We start from the raw sequence: 24504 nt of genomic DNA on the forward strand, positions 1-24504 counted from the left end.
CGCGTCTCGCCGGTGGCGGAGCGTCTCAGTCGGCCGCGACGACGTCGAGGGCGTGCTGCAGGTCGGCCGGGTAGTGGCTCTCGAACGAGACGTACTCGCGTGTCTCCGGATGCACGAACCCCAGTCGCATCGCGTGCAGCCACTGCCGCGTCAGCCCCAGTCGAGCCGAGAGCACGGGGTCGGCGCCGTACATCGTGTCGCCGCAGCATGGATGCCGCTGCGCCGCCATGTGCACCCGGATCTGATGCGTGCGCCCCGTCTCGAGGTGCACCTCCAGGAGCGTCGCCGCCCGGAAGGCTTCGAGCGTCTCGTAGTGCGTGACCGACGGCTTGCCCGCGGCGGTGACCGCGAACTTCCAGTCCGACTTCGGATGCCGCCCGATGGGTGCATCGATCGTGCCGGCGAACGGATCCGGATGGCCCTGCACGAGCGCGTGGTAGATCTTGTCGACCTCGCGGTCGTGGAATGCGCGCTTCAGCCAGGTGTAGGCCGCCTCCGACTTCGCGACGACCATCAGTCCGCTGGTGCCGGCATCCAGCCGGTGCACGATGCCCGCCCGCTCGGCAGCGCCGCTCGTCGCGATGCGATATCCGGCCCCGGCCAAGGCGCCGAGCACGGTGGGGCCGTCCCAGCCGACCGACGGATGCGCGGCCACGCCGACGGGCTTGTCCACCACGATGATGCTGTCGTCGTCGTAGACCACGGTCAGTTCGGGCACGATCACGGGCACGATCTGCGGCTCCTCGCGGGGCGACCACTCGACCGAGAGCCAGGTGTCGCGGCGCAGCTTGTCCGACTTGCCGACCGTGCGTCCGTCGACCGTCACTCCCCCGGCGTCGACGACCTCGGCGGCGAAGGTGCGGGAGAATCCGAGGAGCTTGGCGATACCGGCATCCACACGGACTCCGTCGAGACCGTCGGGAACGGGAAGGGTGCGCGATTCCATCAGACCTGCTCGCGGTTGTCGTTGCCGGGGCCCACCACGGTGTCGTCGGCGTCGGCATCCTGCTCGCTCTGTTTCTGCACCACGTGACGCTTGCCGTCGAGGCCGATGCCGCGGATGGTGAGGATGAGGAACAGCACCATCGCCGCGGTGATCGACACGTCGGCGAGGTTGAAGATGGCCGGCAGCAGCGGAATGGTGATGAAGTCGATCACGTGCCCGACACCGAAGCCGGGCTCCTTGAACAGCCGGTCGATCAGGTTGCCGATCGTTCCGCCGAGCAGCAGGCCGAACACCACGGCCCACGCGAGCGAGCGGATGCGCCGCGCGAACCAGACGATGAAGACGGTGACGGCGGCGGCGAGGATCGAGAAGATCCAGGTGTACGCGTTTCCGATCGAGAACGCGGCACCGGAGTTCTTCACAAAGTGAAATTGGATGAGGTCGCCCACGACCGGGACGACCTCACCCAATTCAAGATTCTGTACGACCAGAAGCTTCGTGATCTGATCGAGGGCGATCGACGCTGCTGCGACGGCCGCCAGGACGATCAGGACCCGGGGACGAACTCTCGAACGTTCCCTATCCGCCAAAACCGCTGAAGCTCGACGACGGGCTCTTCTCGCTGTCGACGCTCGACGACGTGAGATCCTTCAGCTGGTCTTCGATGTAGGTCTTCAGACCCGCACGGTAGTCCTTCTCGAAGGTGCGCAGCTCGTCGATGCGGTGCTCGATGCCGGCCTTCTCCTGGTTGAGGCGAGCCAGCTCGTTGCGCTGCTTGGTCTCGGCCTCGGCCACGATGCGGGCGGCGGTCGCGTGACCCTCCGCGATGAGGGCGTCGCGCTTGTCGGCGCCTTCCTTCACGTGCTCGTCGTGCAGGCGGCGCGCCAGCTGCAGGAGGTTCGTGGTGGAGCCGGCCTCGTCTTCGATGTCGGAACCCGTGGTGGCGGCGACGGGCGCCGGAACCTCGGCGACGGGGGCGGGTGCCTCGACGACCTCTTCGACGACCGCGGCGGCCTCGACCGGCGCAGCGACGGCGGCCACGGGGGCGCCACCGGTCTCGAGCTGAGCCTTCAGCTCCTCGTTCTCCTGTGTCAGACGGCGAAGCTCGACGACGACCTCGTCGAGGAAGTCATCCACCTCGTCCTGGTCGTAACCTTCACGGAACTTGGTCTGAGAAAATCTCTTGTTAACAACATCTTCCGGAGTTAACGCCATGGTTTTCCACCCTTATTGCTTTGACAACAGTGATAACGCGTTGCTAACCGTAGCAACATTCCCGACGAACGTCCCGTGAACGGGGCGATCAGTTTGAGGAGCCGTTGTGTTCAGGATACATGGGCACCCTATTGCGAGCGCACGAAACCGGCCACCGAGAGCGCGATGATGACGATGAGCATCACGATGCTCCACCCGAAATCCAGGGCGATCGAGCCCACTCGGAGGGGTGGGATCACGCGCCGGAAGAACCGAATCGGCGGGTCGGTGACCGTGTAGGTCACCTCGGCGAGCACGAGGAGGGCCCCGGCCGGCCGCCAGTCACGGCGAACCGTCCGGACGAGGTCCAGGATGAACCGGCCCCACATCAGGAAGAAGTACAGCAGCAGCGCGAAATAGACGACGGTCGCGATGATGATGACGAGTGAACCCACTCAGCAATTATGACTGGACGAAGAAGGAAGATTCTGCGCGAGCCTCGCCACCGGCGTCTCCGGAGACCGAGACGTGCGACGGCGAGAGCAGGAAGACCTTGCTCGTGACGCGCTCGATCTTGCCGTAGAGGCCCTGCGAGAGGCCGCCGGCGAAGTCGATCAGACGGCGCGCGTCGGCATCCGTCATCTGCGACAGGTTGATGATGACCGGGATGCCTTCGCGGAAGTTCTCGGCGATGACCTGGGCGTCCTTGTACTGCTTGGGGTGGACGGTGAGGATCTCATTCATTTCAGCAGGAGCCACATTCTTCGTGTGCGAGGTCTTGCGGAGCGGCGTGACCGGAGCGCGGTTCGCGGCGGGCGCCTGGGAGACGGTCGCCTGAGGGTGCGGATGCGGCACAGGAGCCACGGGCGCGGCCTGAGCGGGCGCCTCGTCGTATTCGAGTTCTTCGTCGGCGAGACCCAGGTAAACCATGGTCTTGCGCAGTGGGTTTGCCATGCGAACCTCCGGTAGCGGTAACTTTTCCTACCCCCGAGATTAAACGCGCACGGGCCGGTTTCCCGTGATTGCGGTGCCGATGCGGAGGTGTGTCGCGCCTTCGGCGATCGCTTCGCGGAAGTCGTGCGACATCCCGGCGGACATCGCGGTCGCACCCGGCACCGCCCGCGCGACGGCCTCGCCGAGCTCCCGAAGGCGCGCGAAGGCGGCACGGGGCTCTTCATCCAGCGGGGCGACGCCCATCACACCCAGGAGCCGCAGCCCCTCGGCCGCGGCGATCGCGTCGGCGAGGGCCGGCACCTCCACGGGCCGCGCTCCCCCGCGTTCGGGGTCGTCGGTGAGGTTGACCTGCAGGAAGACGTCGAGCGGCGGCGAGCCCGCTGCCAGCGCCGCCACGAGGGGTTCGCGGTCGATCGAGTGGATGACGCGGGCGTAGTCGCGCACCTGGCGCGCCTTCTTGGTCTGCAATTGCCCGATGAAGTGCCAGCTGAGGTCGAGATCGGCGAGCTCGGCCGCCTTCTCCCGCGCCTCCTGGTGCCGGTTCTCACCGAAATCGCGCACCCCGAGGGCGTGGAGGTCACGCACCAGGGAGGCGGGGTGGAACTTCGTCACGACGATCGTGGTGAGATCGGCCGGATCGCGGCCCGCCTCGCGGGCGGCGTCGGCGATCCGGCCGGTCACCTCGGTCAGGCGCTCGGCGAGCGACGGGCCGCCCGGGAGCTCGGTCACCGGCGGTCTACTTCAGGAAGTCGGGGACGTCCAGGTCGGCGTCGTCGTCTTCGGAAGCCGGGTCGAGGGCGACCGTGCCGGTGAGCCCGAGGTCGCTCGCCGGCGACGACCAGCTCTGCTGCTGGGGCACGGGAGTCTCTTCGGCGGCCTCGGTCTTCTGCTCGCGGCGGAGCGTCGCCGTGGCGGCGCCTCCGCGACCGAATGGGTCGCTCTCCTCCTTCGCCGCGACGAAGCCGCCGCGACGGGTGTCCCCGGCGACCTGGGGATTGGGATCTCCACCGTCGAAGCCGGCCGCGATCACCGTGACGCGCACCTCGTCGCCGAGGGTGTCGTCGATCACGGCGCCGAAGATGATGTTGGCCTCCGGGTGAACGGCATCCTGCACCAGTTTGGCGGCGTCGTTGATCTCGAAGATGCCGAGGTTCGATCCGCCCTGGATGGAGAGCAGCACGCCGTGTGCGCCGTCGATGGAGGCCTCGAGCAGCGGGCTCGCCACCGCCAGCTCGGCCGCCTTGATGGCGCGGTCGGCTCCCCGCGACGAACCGATGCCCATGAGGGCCGATCCTGCCCCCTGCATGACCGACTTCACGTCGGCGAAGTCGAGGTTGATGAGTCCAGGGGTGGTGATGAGGTCGGTGATGCCCTGAACACCGGCCAGCAGTACCTGATCGGCCGTGGAGAAGGCCTCGAGCATGCTGATGCCGCGGTCGCTGATCTCGAGCAGGCGGTCGTTGGGCACCACGATGAGGGTGTCGACCTCGTTCTTCAGCGTGGCCACGCCGTCTTCGGCCTGAGCCGCTCGGCGCTTGCCCTCGAAGCCGAAGGGCTTGGTGACGACACCGATCGTCAACGCGCCGATCGACTTCGCGATGCGGGCCACCACGGGGGCGCCACCGGTTCCGGTTCCGCCACCCTCACCCGCGGTCACGAACACCATGTCGGCGCCGGCGAGGGCCTCTTCGATCTCCTCGGCATGGTCTTCGGCGGCGCGGCGACCCACCTCGGGGTCGGCTCCGGCGCCGAGCCCGCGGGTGATCTCGCGACCGACGTCGAGCTTCACGTCGGCGTCGCTCATCAGCAGCGCCTGAGCGTCCGTGTTGATGGCGATGAATTCGACTCCGCGAAGACCGAGCTCGATCATGCGGTTCACGGCGTTCACGCCGCCGCCGCCGATGCCGACGACCTTGATTACGGCTAGGTAGTTCTGGTTTGAAGTCACGTCCGGCCTCCGCTGGTCTTCAAGGGTCTGAAACCTTAAAGTTCAACTTGAAAGTTAAAGTTATTCCGAGTATGTATTTCCTAGAAATGAACCTAGGTGACGATACCCGGGCGGCCCACGACGCCGCGCCGCGTGTCGCGATTGCTTCCCACATCGACCCGTCAGTTCGTGCCGCTTTGGGCGCTCCATAGCGGCACGAACTGACGGGTCGATGGGGGTGTTCAGCGGATCACGGGGCTCTGCGGGCTGGAGACGTCGTACTCCACCGGCAGCGACGGGTCCTGAGTGGCGATCAGCCGCTCCAGGATGCGCGCCTTCAGGTCGGAGTCCTCGGCATCGCCCCAGACCACACGCTGACCGGCGCCCGTGAACACCATGGTGACGCTGTCGGGGGTGGTGCCGCTGATGCGGTCGACCTGCGTGATCAGGGCGTCCGGGAGCGACATCAGCACTGCCGCGGCCGCCCGGAAGCCCGGACTGCCGATCTCGGTGCCGGTGAGATCGAGCACGGGGAACCCGGCGATGCGCTCCGGCGACTGCTGCACGGTCACGCCCGCGGCGTCGATGAGGTTGAAGCCCGCATCGGTCTGCAGCTGCGCCACCGGGCGACGCTCGACGATCCGCACCGCCAGCGTGTCGGGCGGGCGGGCCTCGACGGAGTACGACTCGATGTAGGAGAACTGCGCCAGGTCGCGCTCGATCGCACCGTAGTCGACCAGGGCGAGCGGGCGGCCGAGCTGATCGTCGAGCGCCGTGGTGACCGTCGCCGGGTCGAGACGGCTGAGCCCTTCGACGGCGACCGTGCGCACCGCCAGGAGCGGTGAGTAGGCGGCGAGCAGCACCACGACCACGAGGGCGGCGACGGATGCGCCGGAGATCAGCCAGGCCATGCGGCGGCGGCGCGACCGCTGCGTGAAGCGCCGCGCTTCCGACTTCTCGTACCGCCGGCGTTCTCGGACGGCCGCCCGCAGCGTCGACTGGGCACGTGCCGGCGCCTTCTCCGCACGCCCCGTCGAGGTCGGACGCGGCAGCGAGGTGCTGGTGGCGGAGGAGTTCGTGCTGGCGGCGGAGCCCGCACCGGCGACAACCGAGCCGGCCGAGCGCGACGACCCGCCGAGGGGTGTGGTCGCGTTCTGGTCGACCGGCTTGCGGGGCGCTGTGCGCCCGGGTTTGCCGGCGAGCGGCGCGATGGCGTTCTCGTCGACCGGCTTGCGGGGCTTACGGCCGGCCTTCTTGCCGAGCGGCACCGTGGCGTTCTGGTCGGCCGATGCGACGGGCGGCCCGGATGGCGGCAGGCCGGCAGGCGACGACGCCGGCGTGGTCCACCACGGCGTGCCGCCCGACGCACGGCGGGACGGACGTGCGGGCGGCGTCGGCTGATCGGCTCGCGGCGATGCGAGCCCTTCGTCCGACGGCGCGGCGGCACGAGAGGAATCCGCGGCCGGGCGGATCGAGCGGGGCAGTGGATCGAGGGGAGCCGTCTCGGCGTCGCGCACGGTCACCGGCGCTCGGCCGCGTGACGCCGCGGGCCGGGGCCGGTCCGTGCCGGACGCCGACCGCGCTCGCGCACCTGCGGGGGGCACTTCGGTGCTCGCCGCATCCCCACCCGCTGCATCGGGGGCGGCACGGCGCTTCTTCGGCGTGCCGCGCGACGATCGGCCGCCCGGGGCCGGAGGGTCGACCGGCGGCGGCGGTGGAGGCGGCGTGATGCCCGGTGGTCGCTTCACTCTCCTCCCGCACCCGCACGGGAGGACGACGAGGCCGAGGCCTGCTCGAGCGAATCGAGCAGCTGCGGCACGATGAGGTTCACGTCGCCGCAGCCGAGGGTGATCACGAAGTCTCCGGGCTGGGCATACGACGCCATGAAGTCGGCAGCGCGCTGCCAGTCGTCGATGTAGGCCACGTGCGACGGGTCGGCGAACCGCGAGGAGACGGTCTCGCCGGTCACGCCCGGGACGGGGTCTTCGCGTGCCCCGCACACGTCGAGCACGATGGTGAAGTCGGCGGTGCGCTCGAGCGTCTCGGCGAACTCCCCCGCCATCAGCTGGGTGCGGCTGTAGAGGTGCGGCTGGTGCACGGCGATGATGCGCCCCTCGCCCACCACCGTGCGCGCCGCCGTGAGCGCCGCCTCGACCTCGGTGGGGTGGTGCGCGTAGTCGTCGTAGACGCTCACGCCGCCGACCGTGCCGTGCAGTTCGAAACGGCGGCCGGTGCCGCCGAACGATCCCACGGCGGCGATGGCCGCATCCGGAGCGAAACCGAGCCCCACCAGCACGGCCACGGCGCCGGCGGCGTTGATGGCGTTGTGGTGACCGGGCACGCGCAGCACGCCCGGGTAGCTCACGCGCTCGTGCTCGATGACGTAGCGCACCGGGCCGGAGGTGTCGATCGAGTGCACCCGGAAGTCGGCGTCGGGCGCCTCGCCGAAGGTCAGCACCCGCGGGTGGGAGACCCGCGACGACACGCGGAGCGCTCCCGCGTCGTCGGAGGAGATCACGACGAACTCGGAGGCCGCGTCGGCGAACCGCACGAAGGCATCCTCCACCGCTTCCACCGAGCCGTAGTGGTCGAGGTGGTCGGGGTCGACGTTCGTGATCAGCGCCACTGCCGTGTCGTAGAGCAGGAAGGAACCGTCGGATTCGTCGGCCTCCACCACGAAGATCCCGCCGTCGCCGAGGGCGGAGCTCGTGCCGAGCTCGGAGATGACGCCGCCGTTCACGAACGAGGGCTCCTGCTCGAGTTCGAGCAACGCGGTCACGATCATGCCGGTCGAGGTGGTCTTGCCGTGCGCCCCGGCCACGGCGATGAGGCGTTGCTTGTTCACCAGCCAGGCCAGTGCCTGCGAGCGGTGCAGGATGGTCAGCCCGCGTTCCTGGGCGGCAAGGTACTCGGGGTTGTCGGCCCAGAGCGCACTCGTCACCACGAGCGTGTCGGCGTCACCGATGTTCGCGGCGTCGTGCCCGACGGTCACCGGGATGTCCAGGGCCCGCAGTTTCGCCGCGGTCTTCGAGTCGCTGCGGTCGGAGCCGGTGACGGTGAGGCCGGATGCCTTGAACAGGCGCGCGATTCCGCTCATGCCGGCGCCGCCGATGCCGACGAAATGCACGGCGCCGAGGGTTTCGGGAATCTCGATCGAGAGGTCGGGCTTGATCACGGGTTCACACTCTTTTCAGCGACAACAGACCGACACAACGTTACGCTCACGCCGACGCCCCCTCGTTCAGGGACTTCTCGATCAGGGCGACGAGACGGGCTGCCGCGTCGGGGATGCCAACGCTCCGGGCAGCCGTCTTCATGCCCGTGATGCGCTCCGTGTCCGCCAGCAGCGGAACGACTTCGCGGTCGACCCAGGCCGGCAGGAACTCGGCATCCGTCACCAGGATGGCGCCTCCCGCGTCGACGAGGTCGCGCGCGTTGTAGCGCTGTTCGCCGTTGCCTACGGGATAGGGAACGAGCACGCCCGGCACGCCGACCACCGCGAACTCGGAGAGCGTCGACGATCCGGCGCGCGAGATGGCGAAGTCGGCCACGGCGAGGGCGAGATCCATCCGGTCGCAGTACTCGAGGAAGACGTAGCCGGGGAGCTCCGGGTCATCGACCTCGGAGCGGTTGCCCGCGATGTGCAGCACGTTCCAGCCGGCGTGGAGCACGGCCAGCGCGGAGGCATGCACGGTGGCGTTGATGCGGCGGGCACCGAGCGACCCGCCCGTCACCAGCAGGGTCGGGCGCGAGGCGTCGAGGCCGAAGAACTCGTGGGCGGCCGTGGCCGCTGCCCTCCGCGCCGCGGGATCGGCCAGTGCCGTGACCTCCGCGCGCAACGGCATCCCCGTGAGCACGGCGTGCCGCAGCGGCGTGGCCGCGAAGCTCACGCCGACCCAGGTCGTGTAGCGCGCGCCGAGCCGGTTGGCGAGACCGGGCTTCGCGTTGCCCTCATGGATGACGAAGGGCACCCGTGCGCGCCGCGCCGCCAGATAGCCGGGCGCCGACGCATAGCCTCCGAACCCCACCACCACATCGACACCGCGCGACCGGATGATGTCGGTCACCGAGGCGATCGTGCGCCGGAACGCACCGGGAAAGCGCAGTGCGGCGCCGTTCGGCCGCCTCGGGAACGGCAGCTTGGGTATGGTCAGCAGTTCGTAGCCGCGCTCCGGAACGAGCCGGGCCTCGAGTCCCTCGGCGGTGCCCAGCACGATGATCTCGGCCGAGGGGTCGCGGCGGCGCAGTTCATCGGCCGTGGCGAGCAGCGGGTTCACGTGTCCCGCCGTGCCGCCTCCGGCGAGCAGATACCTGGTCATCGCCGCCGCGTGCTCTCGGAGGCGCTCGTGAGGGCGTTCTCGCGCGCGATGGAGAGCACGATGCCGATCGCCGCCAGGGTCGTGAGCAGGGCGGAGCCGCCCGACGATATCAAGGGCAACGGCACGCCGAGCACCGGCAGCACCCCCAGCACCACGGCGATGTTCACGAACGCCTGGCCGATCAGCCACACCATCACCGCACCGGTCACGACCTTCGAGAACATGTCGTTCGACGAGCGGATGATGCGGATGAACGCGATGGCCAGCGCGATGAACAGCAGCAGCACCACGATCGCGCCCACGAGCCCGAGTTCTTCGCCGATGATCGCGAAGATGTAGTCGTTGTCGGCCGCGGGCAGCCACGACCACTTCGCCTTGGAGTTGCCGAGGCCCACCCCGAAGATGCCTCCGCCCGCAAGCGCCCACTCGCCGTGCTGGGCCTGCCAGTCGGTGCCCTGGTAGTCGGAACCCGATCCGTTGAAGAACGACATGATGCGGGTGGTGCGGCTCTCGCTCGAGAAAGCGACCACGATGGCGATCAGGGCGCCGGCGATCACCGGCAGCACCAGCATCCGGAGCTTGATGCCGGCGAAGAACAGGGCGCCGAACACGAGGCCGGCCATGATCATCACGGTTCCGAGGTCGCCGCCGAGCAGCACCAGCAGGATGGCACCGCCGGCGACCGGGAGGATCGGGATGGCGACGTGCCCGAGCTTGCCGAGCAGCGCCTCCTTCTTGGCCAGGATGGCGCCCATCCAGATCACCAGCGCGAGCTTCACGAGTTCGGAGGGCTGGAAGGTGTAGCTGCCGATGGCGATCCAGTTGAGGTTGCCGCCGACCTCGTCGCCGAGCGGTGTGAACACGAGCAGCTGCACGCCGACGGCCACGAAGATGGCGAGCCACGCCCAGCGTTTGAAGAAGCGGATCGGCAGCCGCGAGACCACGAGCATGAGCGGGATGCCGATGAGTGCAAAGAGCCCCTGCTTCCAGAACACCCCGAAGAAGCCCTGGCGTTCGGTGAAGGAGTCGATCGAGCTCGACGAGAGCACCATCACGAGGCCGAGCAGCACCAGGAAGAGCGTGGTGCCGAGCAGCAGGAAGTAGTTGCTCGACTCGGCGGTGAACACCTGGCCGAGCGAGATGCGGGCCGACTGGGTGCCGCTGGCCGTGCGTTCCGAACTGCTCGGTCTACGGCCGAATCGGGGGAGGCTCCGGGAGGGTGTCGTCACCATCACTACCTCCCACGTGCTTCCGCACCGCCTCCGCGAAACGCGTTCCTCGGTCGGCATAGTCTGCGAACTGGTCCATCGACGCCGCCGCCGGTGCCAACAGCACCACGTCTCCGGGCCGGGCCGCCGCGGCCGCCAAGGCGACCGCTGCGGACATTACGTCACTAGTCTCTTCGTCGTCGACCTCGAACAGCGGCAGCTCCGGCGCGTGTCGCTGGATGGATGCGACCACTTCCGAACGGTCGACTCCGATCACCACCACGGCACGCACCCGGCCGCCCTCGTCGCCGACGGATGCCTGCACCAGCGGATCGATGTCGACGCCCTTCAAGAGCCCCCCGACCACCCACACGATCGACGGGTAGGCGCGCAACGACGCGGCCGCGGCGTGCGGATTCGTGGCCTTCGAGTCGTCGACCCAGGTCACTCCCCCGGCAGTCACCACGTGCTCGATGCGGTGCCGGTCGAGCGTGAACGACGCCAGGGCGGCACGGATGGCCTCGATGGGCGCGCCGTAGCTGCGGGCGAGGGCGCTGGCGGCCAGCACATCGGCGACGGTGTGCGGGGCGGCGAGTCCGCGCATCCGGAGTTCGTCGACGGTCACGATCTCGAGAGCCGAGTCGCGCCGGTCGTCGAGGAAGGCGCGGTCGCAGAGGATGCCGTCCACCACGCCGAAGTCGCTCGGGCCGGGAACGCCCAGCCCGAAGCCCACGGCGCGGGCGCCCTCGATCACGTCGGCGTCCTCCACCATGCGCATGGTGAGCTCGTCGCCCTTGTTGTAGACGCAGGCGACCCGCGTGTTCGTGTAGACGCGCGCCTTCGCGGCGGCGTAGGCCTCGAAGGAGCCGTGCCAGTCGAGGTGGTCGTCGGCCACGTTCAGCACCACGGAGGCCCAGGGCGACATGCTCGAGGTGGAGTGCAACTGGTAGCTCGAGAGCTCCACCACCAGCACGTCGAAGCCCTGCGGGTCGCGGATGGCGTCGAGCACCGGGATGCCGATGTTGCCGCAGGGCGCCACCCGGAGGCCTCCGGCGAGCAGCATCGACGCGGTGAGCTGCACGGTGGTGGTCTTGCCGTTGGTGCCGGTGACGGCGATCCAGTCGGCGGGCCGGCCATCCGGCCGCACCACCTTGTCGCGCAGGCGCCAGGCCAGCTCCACATCGCCCCATACGGGCGTACCGGCCGCTTCGGCCCAGACGATCAGCGCGTCGTCGGGGTGGTAGCCGGGTGAAGCCACCACGAGCTCCGGTTCGAAGTCGGCGAGCTCGGCCGGGATCTCGCCTGCGGGGGCGAGCACGTGGCGGGCGCCGATCACGGGCACCAGATCGGCGTATTCCTTCTTCGCACCGGCGGCCACGACGAGAACGGATGCGCCGAGCTCGGTGAGCGTGTCGGCCACCGAGAACCCGGTGACGCCGAGACCGAGCACGGCCACCCGGAGACCCGACCAGTCGGCGTGCCAGCTGGTCAGAGTGTCGGGGCGCGAGGAAGCGGAGGCCGAGGCATCCGTCATCGCGAGAGCCACTCGAGATAGAACGAGCCCACCGCACCGGCCACGAACAGCCCCGCGATGATCCAGAAGCGCACCACGATGGTGACCTCGGCCCAGCCCTTCATCTCGAAGTGGTGATGCAGGGGGCTGGCCCGCCAGATGCGTTTGCCCTTGGTGAGCTTAAAGTAGGTGAGCTGCACGGCCACCTGGCCGGCCACGATCACGAAGATGCCGCCGATCAGGATGAGCAGCAGTTCGGTGCGGGCGAGGATGGCGAGAGCCGCCAGCGCGCCGCCGAGCGCGAGCGAGCCGGTGTCGCCGAGGAAGATCTTCGCCGGGTTGGTGTTCCACCAGAGGAAGCCGATCAGGGCGCCGACGATCGTGGCGGCCACCACCGCCAGGTCGAGCGGGTCACGCACGTCGTAGCACTTGTCGAGCACGTCGGTGTCGAGCGTGACGTTGGCGCAGCTCTGGTTGAACTGCCAGAACCCGATGATCACGAAAGAGCCGATGGCCAGGATGCTCGACCCGGGTGCGAGCCCGTCGAGCCCGTCGGTGAGGTTCACGGCGTTCGACGTGGTCATGACGATGAGGCAGATCCACACCACGAAGGCGATGATGCCGAACACCAGGCCCCAGGAGAGGAAGTCGAAGGGCAGATCGCGGATGAACGAGATCTGCGTGGAGGCCGGCGTCTCGCCCTGTTTGTTGGGGAACTGGATCGCGAGCAGCGCGAAGACGATGCCCACGATCACCTGGCCCACGATCTTCGCCACCGGGCTCAACCCGAGGCTGCGTTCCTTGTGCACCTTCATGAAGTCGTCGATGAAGCCGACCACTCCGAGCCCCGTCATGAGGAACAGCACGAGGAGGCCGGAGATCGTGGGCGGCTCGCGCGTCAGCAGGGCCGACACGAAGTAGCCGAAGAGCACCGCGAGCAGGATGACGATGCCGCCCATGGTGGGCGTTCCGCGCTTCACGTGGTGCGCATCCGGGGTGTCGACGTTGATGAACTGGCCCCAGGCGAGGCGCTTGAAGATGCGGATGAACACCGGAGTCAGAAAGAGCGAGAACGCCAGTGAGAGCGAGGCCGAGGCGAGCAGGGTGATCATGCCGTCTCCCCTCCCAGAGAATGGGCCTCCGCGATGCGGTCGCCGAGGAACCGGAGGCCGGCCGAGTTCGACGACTTCACCAGGATCAGGTCGTCGGGCCGGGTGTCGGCCTCGATCAGGGCGTAGGCCTCGTCGGCGGTCTCGACGAAGATCGCCTCCCCGCCCCACGAGCCCTCGTGCTCCGCGGCCAGGTGGATGGCGCGGGCGCCCTCGCCCACCACGATCAGGCGGTGGATGTTGAACCGCACCACCATGCGGCCGATGCGGTCGTGCTCCTCGACGGAGTACGGGCCGAGTTCGCTCATCTCGCCGAGCACCGCGGTGGTGCGCTGCTCGGGCGTGGCGATGAGGGCGATCGTCTTGAGGGCCGCGGCCATGGAATCGGGGCTGGCGTTGTAGGCGTCGTTGATCACGCGCACGCCGTCGCGGCCGCCCATCACCTCCATGCGCCAGCGCTCGGCGCGGGTGACCACCTCGAGACCGGAGACGATGTCGACCGCCGGCACGCCGAGCACATGGGCCGCGGCGGCCGCCGCGAGGGCGTTCATCACGTGGTGCTCGCCGAGCACGGCGAAGCGCACGGCATGCGCCGATCCGTCAGGCAGGTGCAGCACGAAGGAGGTGCCCGACGCGGTGGCGTCGATGTCGGTCGCGCGCACCGCGGCGGAGTCGGAGAGCCCGAACCAGAGCACCTGCGCCGCCGTCTTCTCGGCCATGCCGGCCACCCGCGCGTCGTCGCGGTTCAGCACGGCGACGTCGCCCGGCTCCAGGTCTTGCACCATCTCGGTCTTCGTGGCGAGGGTGGTCTCGATGCCGCCGAACTCGCCGGCGTGCGCGAGGCCCACGGTGAGCACCACGCCGACATCCGGCTTCGCCATGCGGATCAGCCGCGTGATCTCGCCCTTGCCGCTCGCACCCATCTCGGCCACGAGGAAGCGGGTGGAGGGGGTGAGCTTCAGCATGGTGAGGGGGGCGCCGACCTCGTTGTTGAACGAGTCGCGCGGGGCGACGGTCTCGCCCACGCGCTCGAGGATGGCGCGCAACAGGTTCTTGGTGGTGGTCTTGCCGTTCGACCCCGTGATGCCGACGATCTTCAGGTCTCCGGATGCGCGCACCCGGGCCACGACGTCGGTCGCGAAATACCCGAGCGCGAGCACCGAATCGGCCACCACGATCTGCGGAACCGCGAGCTCGACGGGGTGCTCCACCACCACGAGGGCGGCGCCGGCCTCGACGGCCGAACCCACGAAGCGGTGGCCGTCGTCGAACTCGCCGCGTTTGGCGACGAAGACGTCACCCTCGCCGATCAGCCGCGAATCGGTGTCGACCGTTCCGTTCACGACCGTCGCCGGAGAATACCCGGCAGCCTCCGCGGCATCGGTGATCACGAGTTCGCCCTGGAGCGCCTCCGCGATCTCGGTCAGAGTGAGATCGAGCATGTGTCAGAGCCATCCGTGTTCGTGCAGCGCGTTCCGCGCGTCGTCGCGAGCGGAGTAGGGGATCCGCTCCCCCGCCACCTCGTGGTAGTTCTCGTGTCCGGGGCCGGCGTAGAGGATCACGTCACCCTCTCCGGCGATCGAGAGGGCTTTGCGGAAGGCCGCGCGCGGTTCGGCGACCTCGTAGATCTCCCGCTCCGGAACCGCGGCGCGGGCCGCGTCGAGCAGCACCCGGCGGATCGCCGCGGGGTCTTCGTAGCGCGGGTGGAAGTCGGTGATCACCACGGCATCCGCGAGCCGGGCGGCGATCGAGCCCATCTCCTCGCGCTTGGAGGGGTCGCGGTCGCCGTCGGCGCCGAAGAGCATGATGATGCGGCCGTCGGTGACGCGGCGGATCGACTCCAGGGTCGAGGTGAAGGCATCGGGGCTGTGTCCGTAGTCGATGTAGACCACAGGCCCCCGTTCGCCGGAGATCTTCTCGGCGCGGCCCGGGATGTAGACGTCGATGCCGGCGACACGGCCTTCTTCGAGCCCACGCTCGTGGCCCTCGTCGTCTTCGGAGGGCTCGTTCAGGGCGTGGGCGATGGCGCCGAGGTCGAAGCCCGACTCCACCAGCATCACGATGGCAAGGGCCGCGTTGGCGGCCATGTGACTGCCGAGCAGGGGCACCGAGGTCGAGAGCTCACGGCGCTCGGGGCCCCGGAGGGTGAACGCGGTGCGGTCGGCCGTCTCCTCGTCGATGGTGAGCGTCCACTCCGCATCGGCGTTCACGTCGGTGGAGATGGTGGTGAGCGGGATGCGCGACTCGGCCACCAGACGGGCGCCCCAGGGCCCGTCGACGATCACGACGCCGCGGCGGGCCCGGTCGGGCTGGAAGAGCTCCCGCTTGGCCTCGAAGTAGACGTCCATGGTCTCGTAGTCGTCGAGGTGGTCATGGGTGAGGTTGGTGAAACCCACCACGTCGAAGACGATGCCGTCGACACGGTGCTGCGTGATGGCCTGGGCCGACACCTCGAGGATGACGGAGCGCACGTGCGCCTCGCGCATCCGGGCCAGCATGGCGTGGATCTCGGTGGCCTCGGGGGTGGTGAGCTTCGACACGATGGTGACGTCGCCGATCCGTCGCTCCGCCGTGGTGCTGAGGCCCGCCACGATGCCGAGCTGGCGGAGGATCGCCTCGAGGATGTAGGCGACGCTGGTCTTGCCGTTGGTGCCGGTGACGCCGAACATCGTCGGCGGCTCCTCGCGGGTTCGGTAGATCCAGGCGGCCAGCTCGCCGAGCGCGAGACGCGGCTCGGGGGTGACGATCACGGGCAGGCCGGCTTCGGCTGCGAGGGCGACGCCTTCGGGGTCGGTCAGCACGGCCACGGCGCCGGCTTCGCGCGCGGCGGCCGCGAACGACGCCCCGTGGAACTTCTTGCCCTTGAGGCCCACGTACAGGTCGCCGGGCACGACGTCGCGCGAGGAGATGGTGATGCCCGAGACGGTCTCGGAGACCGGCGTGCCCACCTGGTCGAAGCCGAAGTCTTCGACCAGGTGCGGGAGCGACCGTGCGATCGGATGCTCCGGTCGGAGAGCCGAGGAACCCCGATCAGTCACTGGTCTCCTCGTGCTCAATACGTCGTGGGAAGGTCCGGGCCCGGCACGCCCGAAGGCAGTACCCGGTGTTCCTTCAGAACCTGCGACATGATCTTCTGGAAGACCGGTGCCGCCGCCAAACCGTTCTCAATGGTAACGGGCTTCGCGATGGTGACCGAAACGACGTACTGCGGGTCGTCGGCCGGAGCGAGTCCGGCGAGCGAGGTGATGTAGCTGTCGCCGTAGGCTCCCGAGCCGTCGCTCATCTGCGCCGTGCCGGTCTTGGCGGCCACCCGGTAGCCCGGGATCTGCAGGTCGGCGGAGGCGTATCCGCCGGTGGCCACGGTCTCCAGCATGTTGATCGTGTCGGTCGCGGCCTGCGGCGACACGACCTGCTCGCCGGTGGTGTCGGGAACCTGCGTCACCGTGCCGTCGGCCTGCTTGCATCCGGAGACCAGCTGCACCGGCAGACGCACGCCGCCGTTGCCGAGGGCCTGGTAGACGCTCGCCATCTGCACCGCCGTGGTGGCGAGACCCTGGCCGAAGGTGGTGGTGAGGTTGGTCTGGTCGTCCCACTCGTCGACGGGGTGCAGGATGCCGCCCGACTCGCCCGGGAAGCCCACCTCGCTCGAGGAGCCGATGTGGAACTTGGTCATGTAGTCGAAGCGCTGCTGCGGCGAGAGCAGTTCGCCGAGCATCGCCGTTCCGGTGTTCGACGACTCCTGGATGACACCGGCGAAGGTGAGCCGCAACGGATCGACGTGGAACTCGCTGTCGCGGGTCGACGCACCGTTCGGGTCGGTGAAGATGTAGGGCGCCTCCACCTGCGTGCCGACGTTCGCGAGACCGGCGTCGAGAACGGAGGCCGCGGTGAGCGCCTTGAAGGTCGAGCCGGGTTCGAAGGGGGCCTGGAACGCGATCGACCCGCGGTCTTCGGTGGGGGTCGCGTCGAGGTTGTTCGGGTCGACGCTCGGGTAGTCGGCCACGGCGAGCAGCTTTCCGGTTTTGACCTCCTGCACCACCACGGTGCCCCAGGCCGCCCCGGTCTCCTGCACGCGGGCGGCGAGGGCCTGCTGCGAGAACCACTGCAGATCGCTGTCGATGGTGAGCATCGCCGTTCCGCCGGGCTCGGCCTCGGTGGTGGTGACGGTGCTGCCCGGGATGGCGACGCCGTCGGCGCCGCGTTCGTAGGTCTGCACGCCGTCGGTGCCGGTGAGGCACTGGTTCTCGATCTGCTCGACACCCGCGCTGCCGGTGGCCTCGCCCGCCTCGTCCTCACCCATGAAGCCCACCACGCTGCCGGCGACGGCTCCGTTCGGGTAGGTGCGCACCGGGTTCGAGGAGTAGTAGAGCCAGGGGATGCCGAGATCGCGGATGGAGCGGAACGCGTCGACGTCGATCCCGCGCACGACGTAGGCGAAGTTCGATGAGGGGTCGGCGGTGAGGATGCCGTACACCTGGTCGGCCGTCTGCCCGGTGATCGCGGCGATCTCGCCGGCCGCCTGGGTGGGGGTGACCGTCGTCGTCGCGCCCTCGTCGTCCGTGCGGTCGAAGTCGGTGACCGATTTCGGCGAGGCCGTCACGTCGTAGCGCAGCACCGTGGTGGCCAGCACGGTTCCGTCGTTGTCGACGATGTCGCCGCGCAGGCCGTAGGTGGTGGTCTCGGCCGAGAGTTTGTCGAAGGATGCCGCGTTGAGCGTGTCGGCCTGCACCACCTGGATGGTGACGAGGCGCACCACGAAGACGGCCACGACGGCCACCACCGCGAACACCGCCACGGTGGCTCGGCGACGGGTGCTGCGGCTGGCGGTTGCGTTCACGACGAGTTCTCCAGCGGTCGGATCATGCGGCGGAGGTCACCGCGTTGTCGGAGAGGGAAGCGCACCCTGCCACGGTACGTCGGGCTGCACCTCGGGTGCGGGAGGCGCGCTCTCGGCGCCGGCGGCTCCGGCGCCCGCCGCGGTCGCTCCCGCGACCGTCGGCGGCGTCAGAAGTGAGTTCGGCACGAGCGCCTGACCGCCCGTGACCGAAGTTCCGGCGGCCGCGACGGGCGAACCGAGCACGGCCCCGTCGGACAGACGCAGGTAGACCGGCGCACTGTTGGTCACCATGCCGAGGGATTCGGCACTCGCCGCCAGGTTCTGGGGCGAGGAGAGCTTGTCGAACTGCTCGGAGAGCACCTGGTTGCTGCGGTCGAGCTCCTTCTGCTGCGACTGCAGCGAGGAGATCTCGTAAGCGCCGTCGGAGAGGCCGATCGAGAGCAGCAGCTGGGTCACCACGATGGCGAGCACCCCGGTCACCACCACGGCGGCATACGCGATCTTCGGCCGGGCCCGCTTCTGGCTGCGGGTCGGCACGATCTCGATGTGCGGGGTGATCGCGGGGAGGTCGTGAGCGGGTTCGGCGATGCTCGTGCGCGGTCGCGCCATGAAGGCGCCGGCCAGGTTCGTCATGCGATCCTCCTGATCTTCTCGGCTGCGCGGAGGCGCACGGGGATGGCGCGCGGATTGCGCGCACGCTCCTCGTCGTCGGCGAGTTCGGCGCCGCGCACGAGGAGTTTGAGTTCAGGGCGGTGTTGCGGCAGTTCGACGGGCAGGCCGGCCGGTGCGGTCGACGACGCGCGTGCCTGGAACTCGCGCTTCACGATGCGGTCTTCAAGCGACTGGAAGGCGAGCACCACGATCCGCCCACCGACGACGAGGGCGTCGATGGCCAGCGGGATGGCGCGCTCGAGCACCGCGAGCTCGGCGTTGACCTCGATGCGCAGCGCTTGGAAGACGCGCTTGGCGGGGTGGCCCGAGTGCGAGAACTTCGCCGGGGTCGCCGCCTGGATGATCTCGACCAGCCGGCCGGAGCGCAGGATCGGCCCGTTCGCCCGCTCGGCGACGATGTGCCGGGCGTAACGGTCGGCGAGCTTCTCCTCGCCGTAGTCGCGGAAGATGCGGCGCAGATCCGCTTCGGAGTAGGTGGCGATGATCTCGGCGGCGGTGAACTCGGCCGTGTCGTCCATCCTCATGTCGAGGGGCGCGTCTTTGGAGTAGGAGAAGCCGCGCTCCACCTGGTCGACCTGCATCGACGAGATGCCGAGGTCGAAGAGGATTCCCTCGACCGCGTCGATGCCGAGGCTCTCGAGCGCCTCGTCGATCTCGTCGTAGACGCAGTGCACGAGGTCGATCCGGTCGGCGAACGGTGCGAGACGCTCCCCGGCGAGCCGCAAGGCGTTGGGGTCGCGGTCGAGTCCCACGAGGTGGAGTTCGGGAAAGGCACGGAGGAAGGCCTCGGCGTGACCGCCGAGGCCGAGGGTGCAGTCCACGAGCACCGCCCCGGGCGCGCCGAGGGCGGGCCCGAGCAGTTCGAGGGTGCGCTCGAGCATGACGGAGGTGTGGATCTCACTGAAGTCGGTGGGCTGTTCGTCCATCGGCATCCGGATTCTGCTTCGCAACCCCTGATCCCCATCCATTCCGACCTGGCACCGGGGAAGTGCGCCAGGGCGATGAACGGCTGGGAGTCAGGGGCAACGACTCAGAACAGGCCCGGGATCACCTCCTCGTCGGTCTCGGAGAAGGCGGCTTCTTGAGCTTCGAGATAGGTGTTCCAGGCCTCGGCGTCCCAGATCTCCGCCCGGCTGCCGGCGCCGATCACCACGAGGTCGCGGTCGAGCTTGGCGTAGGAGCGGAGGGGCGCCGGAACCGTGACGCGGTGCTGCTTGTCGGGGGTCTCGGCGCTCGCGCCGGAGAGGAAGACGCGGAGGTAGTCGCGCGCCTGCTTGCTGGTGACCGGCGCCTGCCGGATCTTCTCGTGCAGCTCTTCGAACTCACGGGTCGAGAACACGTAGATGCAGTTCTCCTGACCGCGGGTCATGACGACGCCCCCGGCCAGTTCGTCGCGGAACTTCGCCGGCAGGATGATGCGCCCTTTTTCGTCGAGCTTGGGGGCATAGGTGCCAAGGAACATCACCCTCCCCTTACTCTTCCGGCCAGAATTGTGGGCTACAACTCCACTTTACTCCACTTCCCACCACCAAACAATGAATCTCGTTCTATTGGCGCGTCGGAGCTCCCTCAAGGGCCCGATTTCATGCGGATCTCACGGGTGGAGGGAAATGGAGGGATTTCACCTCCACCGGGAGGGTTCGGGGCGAAAAAGGGCACAAAAAAAGACCGGCCCGAAGGCCGGTCTCAATTCAGGGAGGAAAGTGGAGTCACTCCTCGCGGTCGTCGCGACGCTCCCAGCGGTCACCCAGTCGATCCATGAATCCGGACTTGTTCGACGATGAAGACGATCCAGACGGGCGCGCGGCACCCGAGGTGCCGGTGGGGGAAGTGGAGGCGCCTCGCCCGCGCTTGCTGCGGCGGAGGGCGAGCAGCACGCCGCCGAACATGGCGATGAAGCCCACCAGACCGATCAACGGCTGATGGAAGATCACGCCGCCGATGACGATGCCCAGGCCGAGAATTCCGACGAGGATTCCCAGCACGAGCGCGCCGTAGTTCAATCGGCCTCGGCCACCACCGACCGCCGACACGAAATCGGCATCGTTGTGGTAGAGGCTGCGCTCCATCTCATCGAGGAGTCTCTGTTCTTGCTCCGAAAGCGGCATCCTATTTCACCTCAGGCTCGGGACCGATGCGTGGTAGTGCTGATTGTAGTGCGCGCAGTCTGGCTAGGCTAGGCGAGTGATGGAAAGCCCGCGCCTAGTCAATCTCGTCGACGCACGAATCAACGAATTTCTCGCATCGCGTGACTCCATTCTCGTCCGCATCGCCCCGGAACTCCGCCCGTTCGCGCAGTTCTCAAGGGATCTTCTCAGCGGCGGAAAACGGTTCCGCGCGCAGTTCTGCTACTGGGGCTGGCGGGCGGTCTCGCCGGCCAACAATTCCACCGCCGTGCCGGGCGAAGCGGAGCTGGATGCGCTGGTCGACCTCTGCGCCGGACTCGAGCTCTTCCACGCCGCGGCACTGGTGCACGACGACATCATCGACAACTCCGACACCCGCCGTGGGATGCCGGCCGTGCACCGTCGCTTCGAGGCGCTGCACCGCGAAGAGAACTGGCGTGGCACTGGAAACAGCTTCGGCGAAGGCAGCGCCATCCTGCTCGGCGACCTGCTGCTCGCCTGGAGCGACGAGCTCATCTCGCGCGCCGTGCTCGCCGCACCGTCTCTGCAGACGCTCATCGCCACCCGCGAGGCCGTCGACGTGATGCGCACCGAGGTCACGCTCGGGCAGTACCTCGACCTGCTCGAGGAGCGGGCCTGGGCTACCACCGATCCGGCGCAGTCGCTCACCCGCGCCGAGCGTGTCATCGTCTACAAATCGGCGAAGTACAGCGTGGAGGCGCCGCTGCAGATCGGCGCGTCGCTGCGCGGCGCCACGCTCCCCCAGCTGGACAGCCTGCGCCGCTTCGGCCTGCCGCTCGGCATCGCCTTCCAGCTCCGCGATGACGTGCTGGGGGTCTTCGGCGACGCCGCCCGCACCGGCAAGCCGAGCGGCGACGACCTCCGCGAGGGCAAGCGCACCGTTCTGGTCTCGCTCACCCGCGCGAAGCTCGACAGCTCGGCGCGCCGGCTCTTCGACGAACTGCTCGGCGATCCCGACCTCGACGAGGCGCAGATCCGGATGCTGCAGCAGACCATGCGCGACACCGGCGCCGTCGCCGAGGTGGAGACGATGATCGGCGAGCGGGTGCGCACCGCCCTCGGGGAACTCGAGCGAGCGCCGATCGGCGACACGTCACGCGCCGAACTGGCGAGCCTCGCCCGCACGATCACGCAGCGCGAGACCTGACGGGCAGAACCTCAGAAGGCCAGCGCCTGCGCCACCCGGCGCACCTCGGCCTTGCGGCCGGCGCGCAACGCCTCGATCGGCGCGATGTCGAGCAGATCGTTCGGAACGAGCAGCCACTCCACGATCTCGTCGTCGGTGAAGTGGTTGTCGGTGAGCAGGATGATGGTGCCGCGGAGCTCGGTGAGCGGTTCGCCGTCGCGCAAGAAGCTCGCCGGCACCGAGAGCACGCCGTCGCGTCGGGTGCCCACCAGATGGCGGTCTTCGATCAGTCGCCGCACCTTGCTGGGGGTCAGGCCGAGCAGCTCGACGAGGTCGGGAACGGTCAGCCATTCGGTGGCGGGCAGATCAGTCACGCATACAGATTGCCATGCATCCTGGTCGGCGCAACAATTTCCTTTCGTCACGAATAGATAAAGATGGGTGTCGGAACCGCAACCACTCGGTGTCTATGCGGCTAAGTGGATACCGCGCTCCCTAAACTCGAAGCGTGACCACCGCACCACCTGACCCCATGATCGGACGTCTCATCGACGGCCGCTATCAGGTGCGTTCGCGGATCGCCCGAGGCGGCATGGCCACCGTGTATCTCGCCACCGATCTGCGGCTCGAACGCCAGGTGGCCATCAAGATCATGCACGGTCATCTGGCCGACGACGCGGTGTTCAAGGAGCGCTTCGTGCAGGAGGCCCGTTCGGCCGCCCGGCTCGCGCATCCGAACGTCGTGAACGTCTTCGACCAGGGCCAGGACAGCGACATGGCCTACCTGGTCATGGAATACCTGCCGGGTATGACGCTGCGCGATCTGCTGAAGGATCGGGAGCGGCTCACCACCGAGCAGACCGTCGACGTGATGGACGCGGTGCTCGGCGGGCTCGCCGCCGCGCACAAGGCCGGCATCGTGCACCGCGACCTCAAGCCCGAGAACGTGCTGCTGGCCGACGACGGGCGCATCAAGATCAGCGACTTCGGACTCGCCCGAGCCGTGTCGGCGAACACCGCCACCGGCCAGGCGCTGCTCGGCACCATCGCCTACCTCTCCCCCGAGCTGCTCACCCGCGGCACGGCCGACGCTCGCAGCGACATCTACGCCGCCGGCATCATGATGTACGAGATGCTCGTCGGCGCCCAGCCCTACGTGGGCGACCAGCCGATGGCCATCGCGTTCCAGCACGCCAACGACCCGATGCCCACGCCCAGCCACGCGAATCCGGGCATCCCCGAGCAACTCGACGACCTGGTGCTCTGGGCCACGGCCAAAGAACCCGACGAGCGGCCCTCGGATGCGCGCGTGATGCTCGAACGCCTGCGCACGGCCGAGATCGAGATCGTGAGCGCGCGGCCGTCGTCGACGATGACGCAGCGCACCATGGTGCTGCCGCCCGACACCTTCGACGCCGATCTCGACCAGGCGCAGACCCAGGTGCTCGAGGCTCGGCGCCGCACCGACCCGGTGAAGACCATCGCTCCCGAGCAGGCCGCTGCCACCACCGTCTACGGCAACGCCGTCGCCGCCCCGGGCGGTCCCCAGCCGCCGCCGGGCCCGAAGGAGAAGCTCGCCCGCAAGTCGTCGTCGCGACGCAAGCGCGGGTTCTGGATCTTCGCGCTGGTGCTGGTGGTCGCCGTCGCCCTGGGCGGCGGCGCCTGGTACTTCGGCGCCGGGCCCGGTGCGATGACCACGATTCCCGACGTCGCCGGTCAGCAACCGGATGCGGCGGTCGCCACCCTGACCGCGCTGGGCCTCGAGCCCACCCAGCAGCAGCAATCCGACCCCGTGGTGGCCGCCGGAACGGTGATCGGCACCGATCCGGCCGGCGACACCCAGGTGCGCAACGGCTCGGCGGTCACGGTGCTGGTGTCGAGCGGGCCCGCCATCCTGCCGGTTCCCACACTGGCCGGACTCGACGAGGCGAGCGCGAAGAGCGCCATCCAGACGGCTCGATTCACCGTCGCCGATTCGCGATCGCAGTTCAACGGTGACGTCGCCGCCGGAACGGTGATCGAGGCGCTCGGTGCCGACGGCAACCCTCTGGGGGCTGAATACGGCGAGCAGCAGCCCATCACGCTCGTGGTGTCGCTCGGCGGTGTTCCGGATGTCGTGGGCCAGACTCCCGACGAAGCGAAGGCCACGCTCGCGGCGGTCGGCTTGACGGGGGTCGACGGGTCGCAGGACTTCAGCGACACCATCCCCGAGGGCCAGGTCTACGAGGTCAGCTACTCGGCCGATCCGATGGTTCCGGGCGCCGAGGTCACGCTCAACGTCTCCCGCGGGCCGGCCCCGGTCCCGGTCCCCGACGTGCTCGGCCAGACCTGGGACAAGGCGAAGCAGGCGCTCATCGACGCCGGGTTCTCACTCGACTACAACTTCGGCGCCGATCTGGCTCCGGGCCTCGTGCGGGTGACCGGCACGAACCCGGCCCCGGGCACCCTGGTGCCGAAGGGGTCGACTCTCACGGTCTCTTTCGTGTAGAACGCGAACGGCCCCGGTTCGACTGTACCGGGGCCGTTCGCGTTCCAGGTTGTGGCGTCCGCCG

At 68.7% G+C, this 24504-nt stretch carries 23 protein-coding genes; 2 read left to right on the forward strand and 21 right to left on the reverse strand.

Going from position 1 to position 24504, the window contains the following annotated elements:
- Positions 1-25: 25 nt before the first annotated feature.
- From BLW00_RS11150 to BLW00_RS11245, 20 genes are all read right to left on the reverse strand, one after another.
- Positions 26-946: an RluA family pseudouridine synthase gene (locus tag BLW00_RS11150; RefSeq protein ID WP_092553791.1), complete on the reverse strand. Its 921-nt coding sequence runs from the start codon at positions 944-946 to the stop codon at positions 26-28.
- Positions 946-1536 carry a signal peptidase II gene (lspA, locus tag BLW00_RS11155; RefSeq protein WP_281242406.1) on the reverse strand — a complete coding sequence of 197 codons (591 nt, stop codon included), beginning with the start codon at positions 1534-1536 and terminating at the stop codon, positions 946-948. The genes BLW00_RS11150 and lspA overlap by 1 nt, the downstream gene beginning before the upstream one ends.
- Positions 1526-2161, reverse strand: a complete 636-nt coding sequence (locus BLW00_RS11160; RefSeq protein ID WP_092553794.1) for a DivIVA domain-containing protein — start codon at positions 2159-2161, stop codon at positions 1526-1528. The genes lspA and BLW00_RS11160 overlap by 11 nt, the downstream gene beginning before the upstream one ends.
- A 128-nt stretch (positions 2162-2289) precedes the next feature.
- Positions 2290-2595 (reverse strand): YggT family protein, encoded by a 306-nt coding sequence (locus BLW00_RS11165; protein WP_281242407.1) that lies wholly within the window; start codon positions 2593-2595, stop codon positions 2290-2292.
- Between the two features lie 7 nt (positions 2596-2602).
- Positions 2603-3094 carry a cell division protein SepF gene (locus BLW00_RS11170; RefSeq protein ID WP_092553797.1) on the reverse strand — a complete coding sequence of 164 codons (492 nt, stop codon included), beginning with the start codon at positions 3092-3094 and terminating at the stop codon, positions 2603-2605.
- A gap of 39 nt (positions 3095-3133) precedes the next feature.
- Entirely contained in the window at positions 3134-3823 is a 690-nt protein-coding gene (locus BLW00_RS11175; RefSeq protein ID WP_245741524.1) for a YggS family pyridoxal phosphate-dependent enzyme, read from the reverse strand.
- A 7-nt stretch (positions 3824-3830) separates the two neighbouring features.
- A complete protein-coding gene (ftsZ, locus tag BLW00_RS11180; protein ID WP_092553800.1) occupies positions 3831-5042 on the reverse strand; it encodes a cell division protein FtsZ in 1212 nt (403 codons plus the stop codon).
- Positions 5043-5263: 221 nt separating this feature from the next.
- The gene (locus BLW00_RS11185; RefSeq protein WP_092553803.1) at positions 5264-6544 is read right to left on the reverse strand and encodes an FtsQ-type POTRA domain-containing protein; all 1281 of its coding nucleotides are present in this window, start codon (positions 6542-6544) and stop codon (positions 5264-5266) included.
- 221 nt (positions 6545-6765) lie between these two features.
- A complete protein-coding gene (gene murC, locus BLW00_RS11190; RefSeq protein WP_092553806.1) occupies positions 6766-8196 on the reverse strand; it encodes a UDP-N-acetylmuramate--L-alanine ligase in 1431 nt (476 codons plus the stop codon).
- A gap of 46 nt (positions 8197-8242) precedes the next feature.
- A complete protein-coding gene (gene murG / locus BLW00_RS11195; protein WP_092553809.1) occupies positions 8243-9340 on the reverse strand; it encodes an undecaprenyldiphospho-muramoylpentapeptide beta-N-acetylglucosaminyltransferase in 1098 nt (365 codons plus the stop codon).
- A complete protein-coding gene (ftsW, locus tag BLW00_RS11200) occupies positions 9337-10572 on the reverse strand; it encodes a putative lipid II flippase FtsW (RefSeq protein ID WP_092553812.1) in 1236 nt (411 codons plus the stop codon). The genes murG and ftsW overlap by 4 nt, the downstream gene beginning before the upstream one ends.
- Positions 10529-12082 carry a UDP-N-acetylmuramoyl-L-alanine--D-glutamate ligase gene (gene murD, locus BLW00_RS11205; RefSeq protein ID WP_092554707.1) on the reverse strand — a complete coding sequence of 518 codons (1554 nt, stop codon included), beginning with the start codon at positions 12080-12082 and terminating at the stop codon, positions 10529-10531. The genes ftsW and murD overlap by 44 nt, the downstream gene beginning before the upstream one ends.
- Positions 12079-13173: a phospho-N-acetylmuramoyl-pentapeptide-transferase gene (gene mraY, locus BLW00_RS11210; RefSeq protein WP_092553815.1), complete on the reverse strand. Its 1095-nt coding sequence runs from the start codon at positions 13171-13173 to the stop codon at positions 12079-12081. Before mraY ends, murD begins: the two co-directional genes overlap by 4 nt.
- Complete coding sequence (locus tag BLW00_RS11215) at positions 13170-14612, reverse strand: UDP-N-acetylmuramoyl-tripeptide--D-alanyl-D-alanine ligase (protein WP_092553817.1); 1443 nt, start codon at positions 14610-14612, stop codon at positions 13170-13172. Before BLW00_RS11215 ends, mraY begins: the two co-directional genes overlap by 4 nt.
- A gap of 3 nt (positions 14613-14615) precedes the next feature.
- Positions 14616-16208, reverse strand: a complete 1593-nt coding sequence (locus tag BLW00_RS11220; protein ID WP_092553820.1) for a Mur ligase family protein — start codon at positions 16206-16208, stop codon at positions 14616-14618.
- Between the two features lie 14 nt (positions 16209-16222).
- Complete coding sequence (locus BLW00_RS11225; protein ID WP_245741525.1) at positions 16223-18007, reverse strand: peptidoglycan D,D-transpeptidase FtsI family protein; 1785 nt, start codon at positions 18005-18007, stop codon at positions 16223-16225.
- A 36-nt stretch (positions 18008-18043) separates the two neighbouring features.
- Positions 18044-18640: a hypothetical protein gene (locus tag BLW00_RS11230; protein ID WP_092553823.1), complete on the reverse strand. Its 597-nt coding sequence runs from the start codon at positions 18638-18640 to the stop codon at positions 18044-18046.
- Positions 18637-19605, reverse strand: coding sequence for a 16S rRNA (cytosine(1402)-N(4))-methyltransferase RsmH (rsmH, locus tag BLW00_RS11235; RefSeq protein ID WP_092553826.1), 969 nt, complete (start codon positions 19603-19605; stop codon positions 18637-18639). Before rsmH ends, BLW00_RS11230 begins: the two co-directional genes overlap by 4 nt.
- A 104-nt stretch (positions 19606-19709) precedes the next feature.
- Positions 19710-20141 carry a division/cell wall cluster transcriptional repressor MraZ gene (gene mraZ, locus BLW00_RS11240; RefSeq protein WP_092553829.1) on the reverse strand — a complete coding sequence of 144 codons (432 nt, stop codon included), beginning with the start codon at positions 20139-20141 and terminating at the stop codon, positions 19710-19712.
- 247 nt (positions 20142-20388) lie between these two features.
- Positions 20389-20787 carry a DUF3040 domain-containing protein gene (locus BLW00_RS11245; RefSeq protein WP_092553832.1) on the reverse strand — a complete coding sequence of 133 codons (399 nt, stop codon included), beginning with the start codon at positions 20785-20787 and terminating at the stop codon, positions 20389-20391.
- A 76-nt stretch (positions 20788-20863) separates the two neighbouring features.
- Here BLW00_RS11245 and BLW00_RS11250 point away from each other — a divergent pair, with 76 nt between their 5' ends.
- Positions 20864-21973 carry a polyprenyl synthetase family protein gene (locus tag BLW00_RS11250; RefSeq protein ID WP_092553835.1) on the forward strand — a complete coding sequence of 370 codons (1110 nt, stop codon included), beginning with the start codon at positions 20864-20866 and terminating at the stop codon, positions 21971-21973.
- A gap of 11 nt (positions 21974-21984) precedes the next feature.
- Here BLW00_RS11250 and BLW00_RS11255 read toward each other — a convergent pair whose 3' ends face one another.
- Positions 21985-22326, reverse strand: a complete 342-nt coding sequence (locus BLW00_RS11255) for an Rv2175c family DNA-binding protein (protein WP_092553838.1) — start codon at positions 22324-22326, stop codon at positions 21985-21987.
- 158 nt (positions 22327-22484) lie between these two features.
- On the opposite strand from BLW00_RS11255, the gene pknB reads away from it, so the two are divergent.
- Positions 22485-24440, forward strand: coding sequence for a Stk1 family PASTA domain-containing Ser/Thr kinase (pknB, locus tag BLW00_RS11260; RefSeq protein WP_175494252.1), 1956 nt, complete (start codon positions 22485-22487; stop codon positions 24438-24440).
- The last annotated feature ends 64 nt before the right edge of the window (positions 24441-24504 follow it).

The organism is Herbiconiux ginsengi (genome assembly GCF_900107435.1).
GTDB lineage: Bacteria > Actinomycetota > Actinomycetes > Actinomycetales > Microbacteriaceae > Herbiconiux > Herbiconiux ginsengi.

Coding starts and splice junctions, on each gene's coding strand:
- BLW00_RS11150 (WP_092553791.1), bottom strand. CDS start 946: ATGGAATCGCGCACCCTTCCCGTTCCCGACGGTCTCGACGGAGTCCGT.
- BLW00_RS11160 (WP_092553794.1), bottom strand. CDS start 2,161: ATGGCGTTAACTCCGGAAGATGTTGTTAACAAGAGATTTTCTCAGACC.
- BLW00_RS11170 (WP_092553797.1), bottom strand. CDS start 3,094: ATGGCAAACCCACTGCGCAAGACCATGGTTTACCTGGGTCTCGCCGAC.
- murG (WP_092553809.1), bottom strand. CDS start 9,340: ATGACCAGGTATCTGCTCGCCGGAGGCGGCACGGCGGGACACGTGAAC.
- ftsW (WP_092553812.1), bottom strand. CDS start 10,572: ATGGTGACGACACCCTCCCGGAGCCTCCCCCGATTCGGCCGTAGACCG.
- murD (WP_092554707.1), bottom strand. CDS start 12,082: ATGACGGATGCCTCGGCCTCCGCTTCCTCGCGCCCCGACACTCTGACC.
- mraY (WP_092553815.1), bottom strand. CDS start 13,173: ATGATCACCCTGCTCGCCTCGGCCTCGCTCTCACTGGCGTTCTCGCTC.
- BLW00_RS11215 (WP_092553817.1), bottom strand. CDS start 14,612: ATGCTCGATCTCACTCTGACCGAGATCGCGGAGGCGCTCCAGGGCGAA.
- BLW00_RS11230 (WP_092553823.1), bottom strand. CDS start 18,640: ATGACGAACCTGGCCGGCGCCTTCATGGCGCGACCGCGCACGAGCATC.
- rsmH (WP_092553826.1), bottom strand. CDS start 19,605: ATGGACGAACAGCCCACCGACTTCAGTGAGATCCACACCTCCGTCATG.
- mraZ (WP_092553829.1), bottom strand. CDS start 20,141: ATGTTCCTTGGCACCTATGCCCCCAAGCTCGACGAAAAAGGGCGCATC.
- BLW00_RS11245 (WP_092553832.1), bottom strand. CDS start 20,787: ATGCCGCTTTCGGAGCAAGAACAGAGACTCCTCGATGAGATGGAGCGC.
- pknB (WP_175494252.1), top strand. CDS start 22,485: ATGATCGGACGTCTCATCGACGGCCGCTATCAGGTGCGTTCGCGGATC.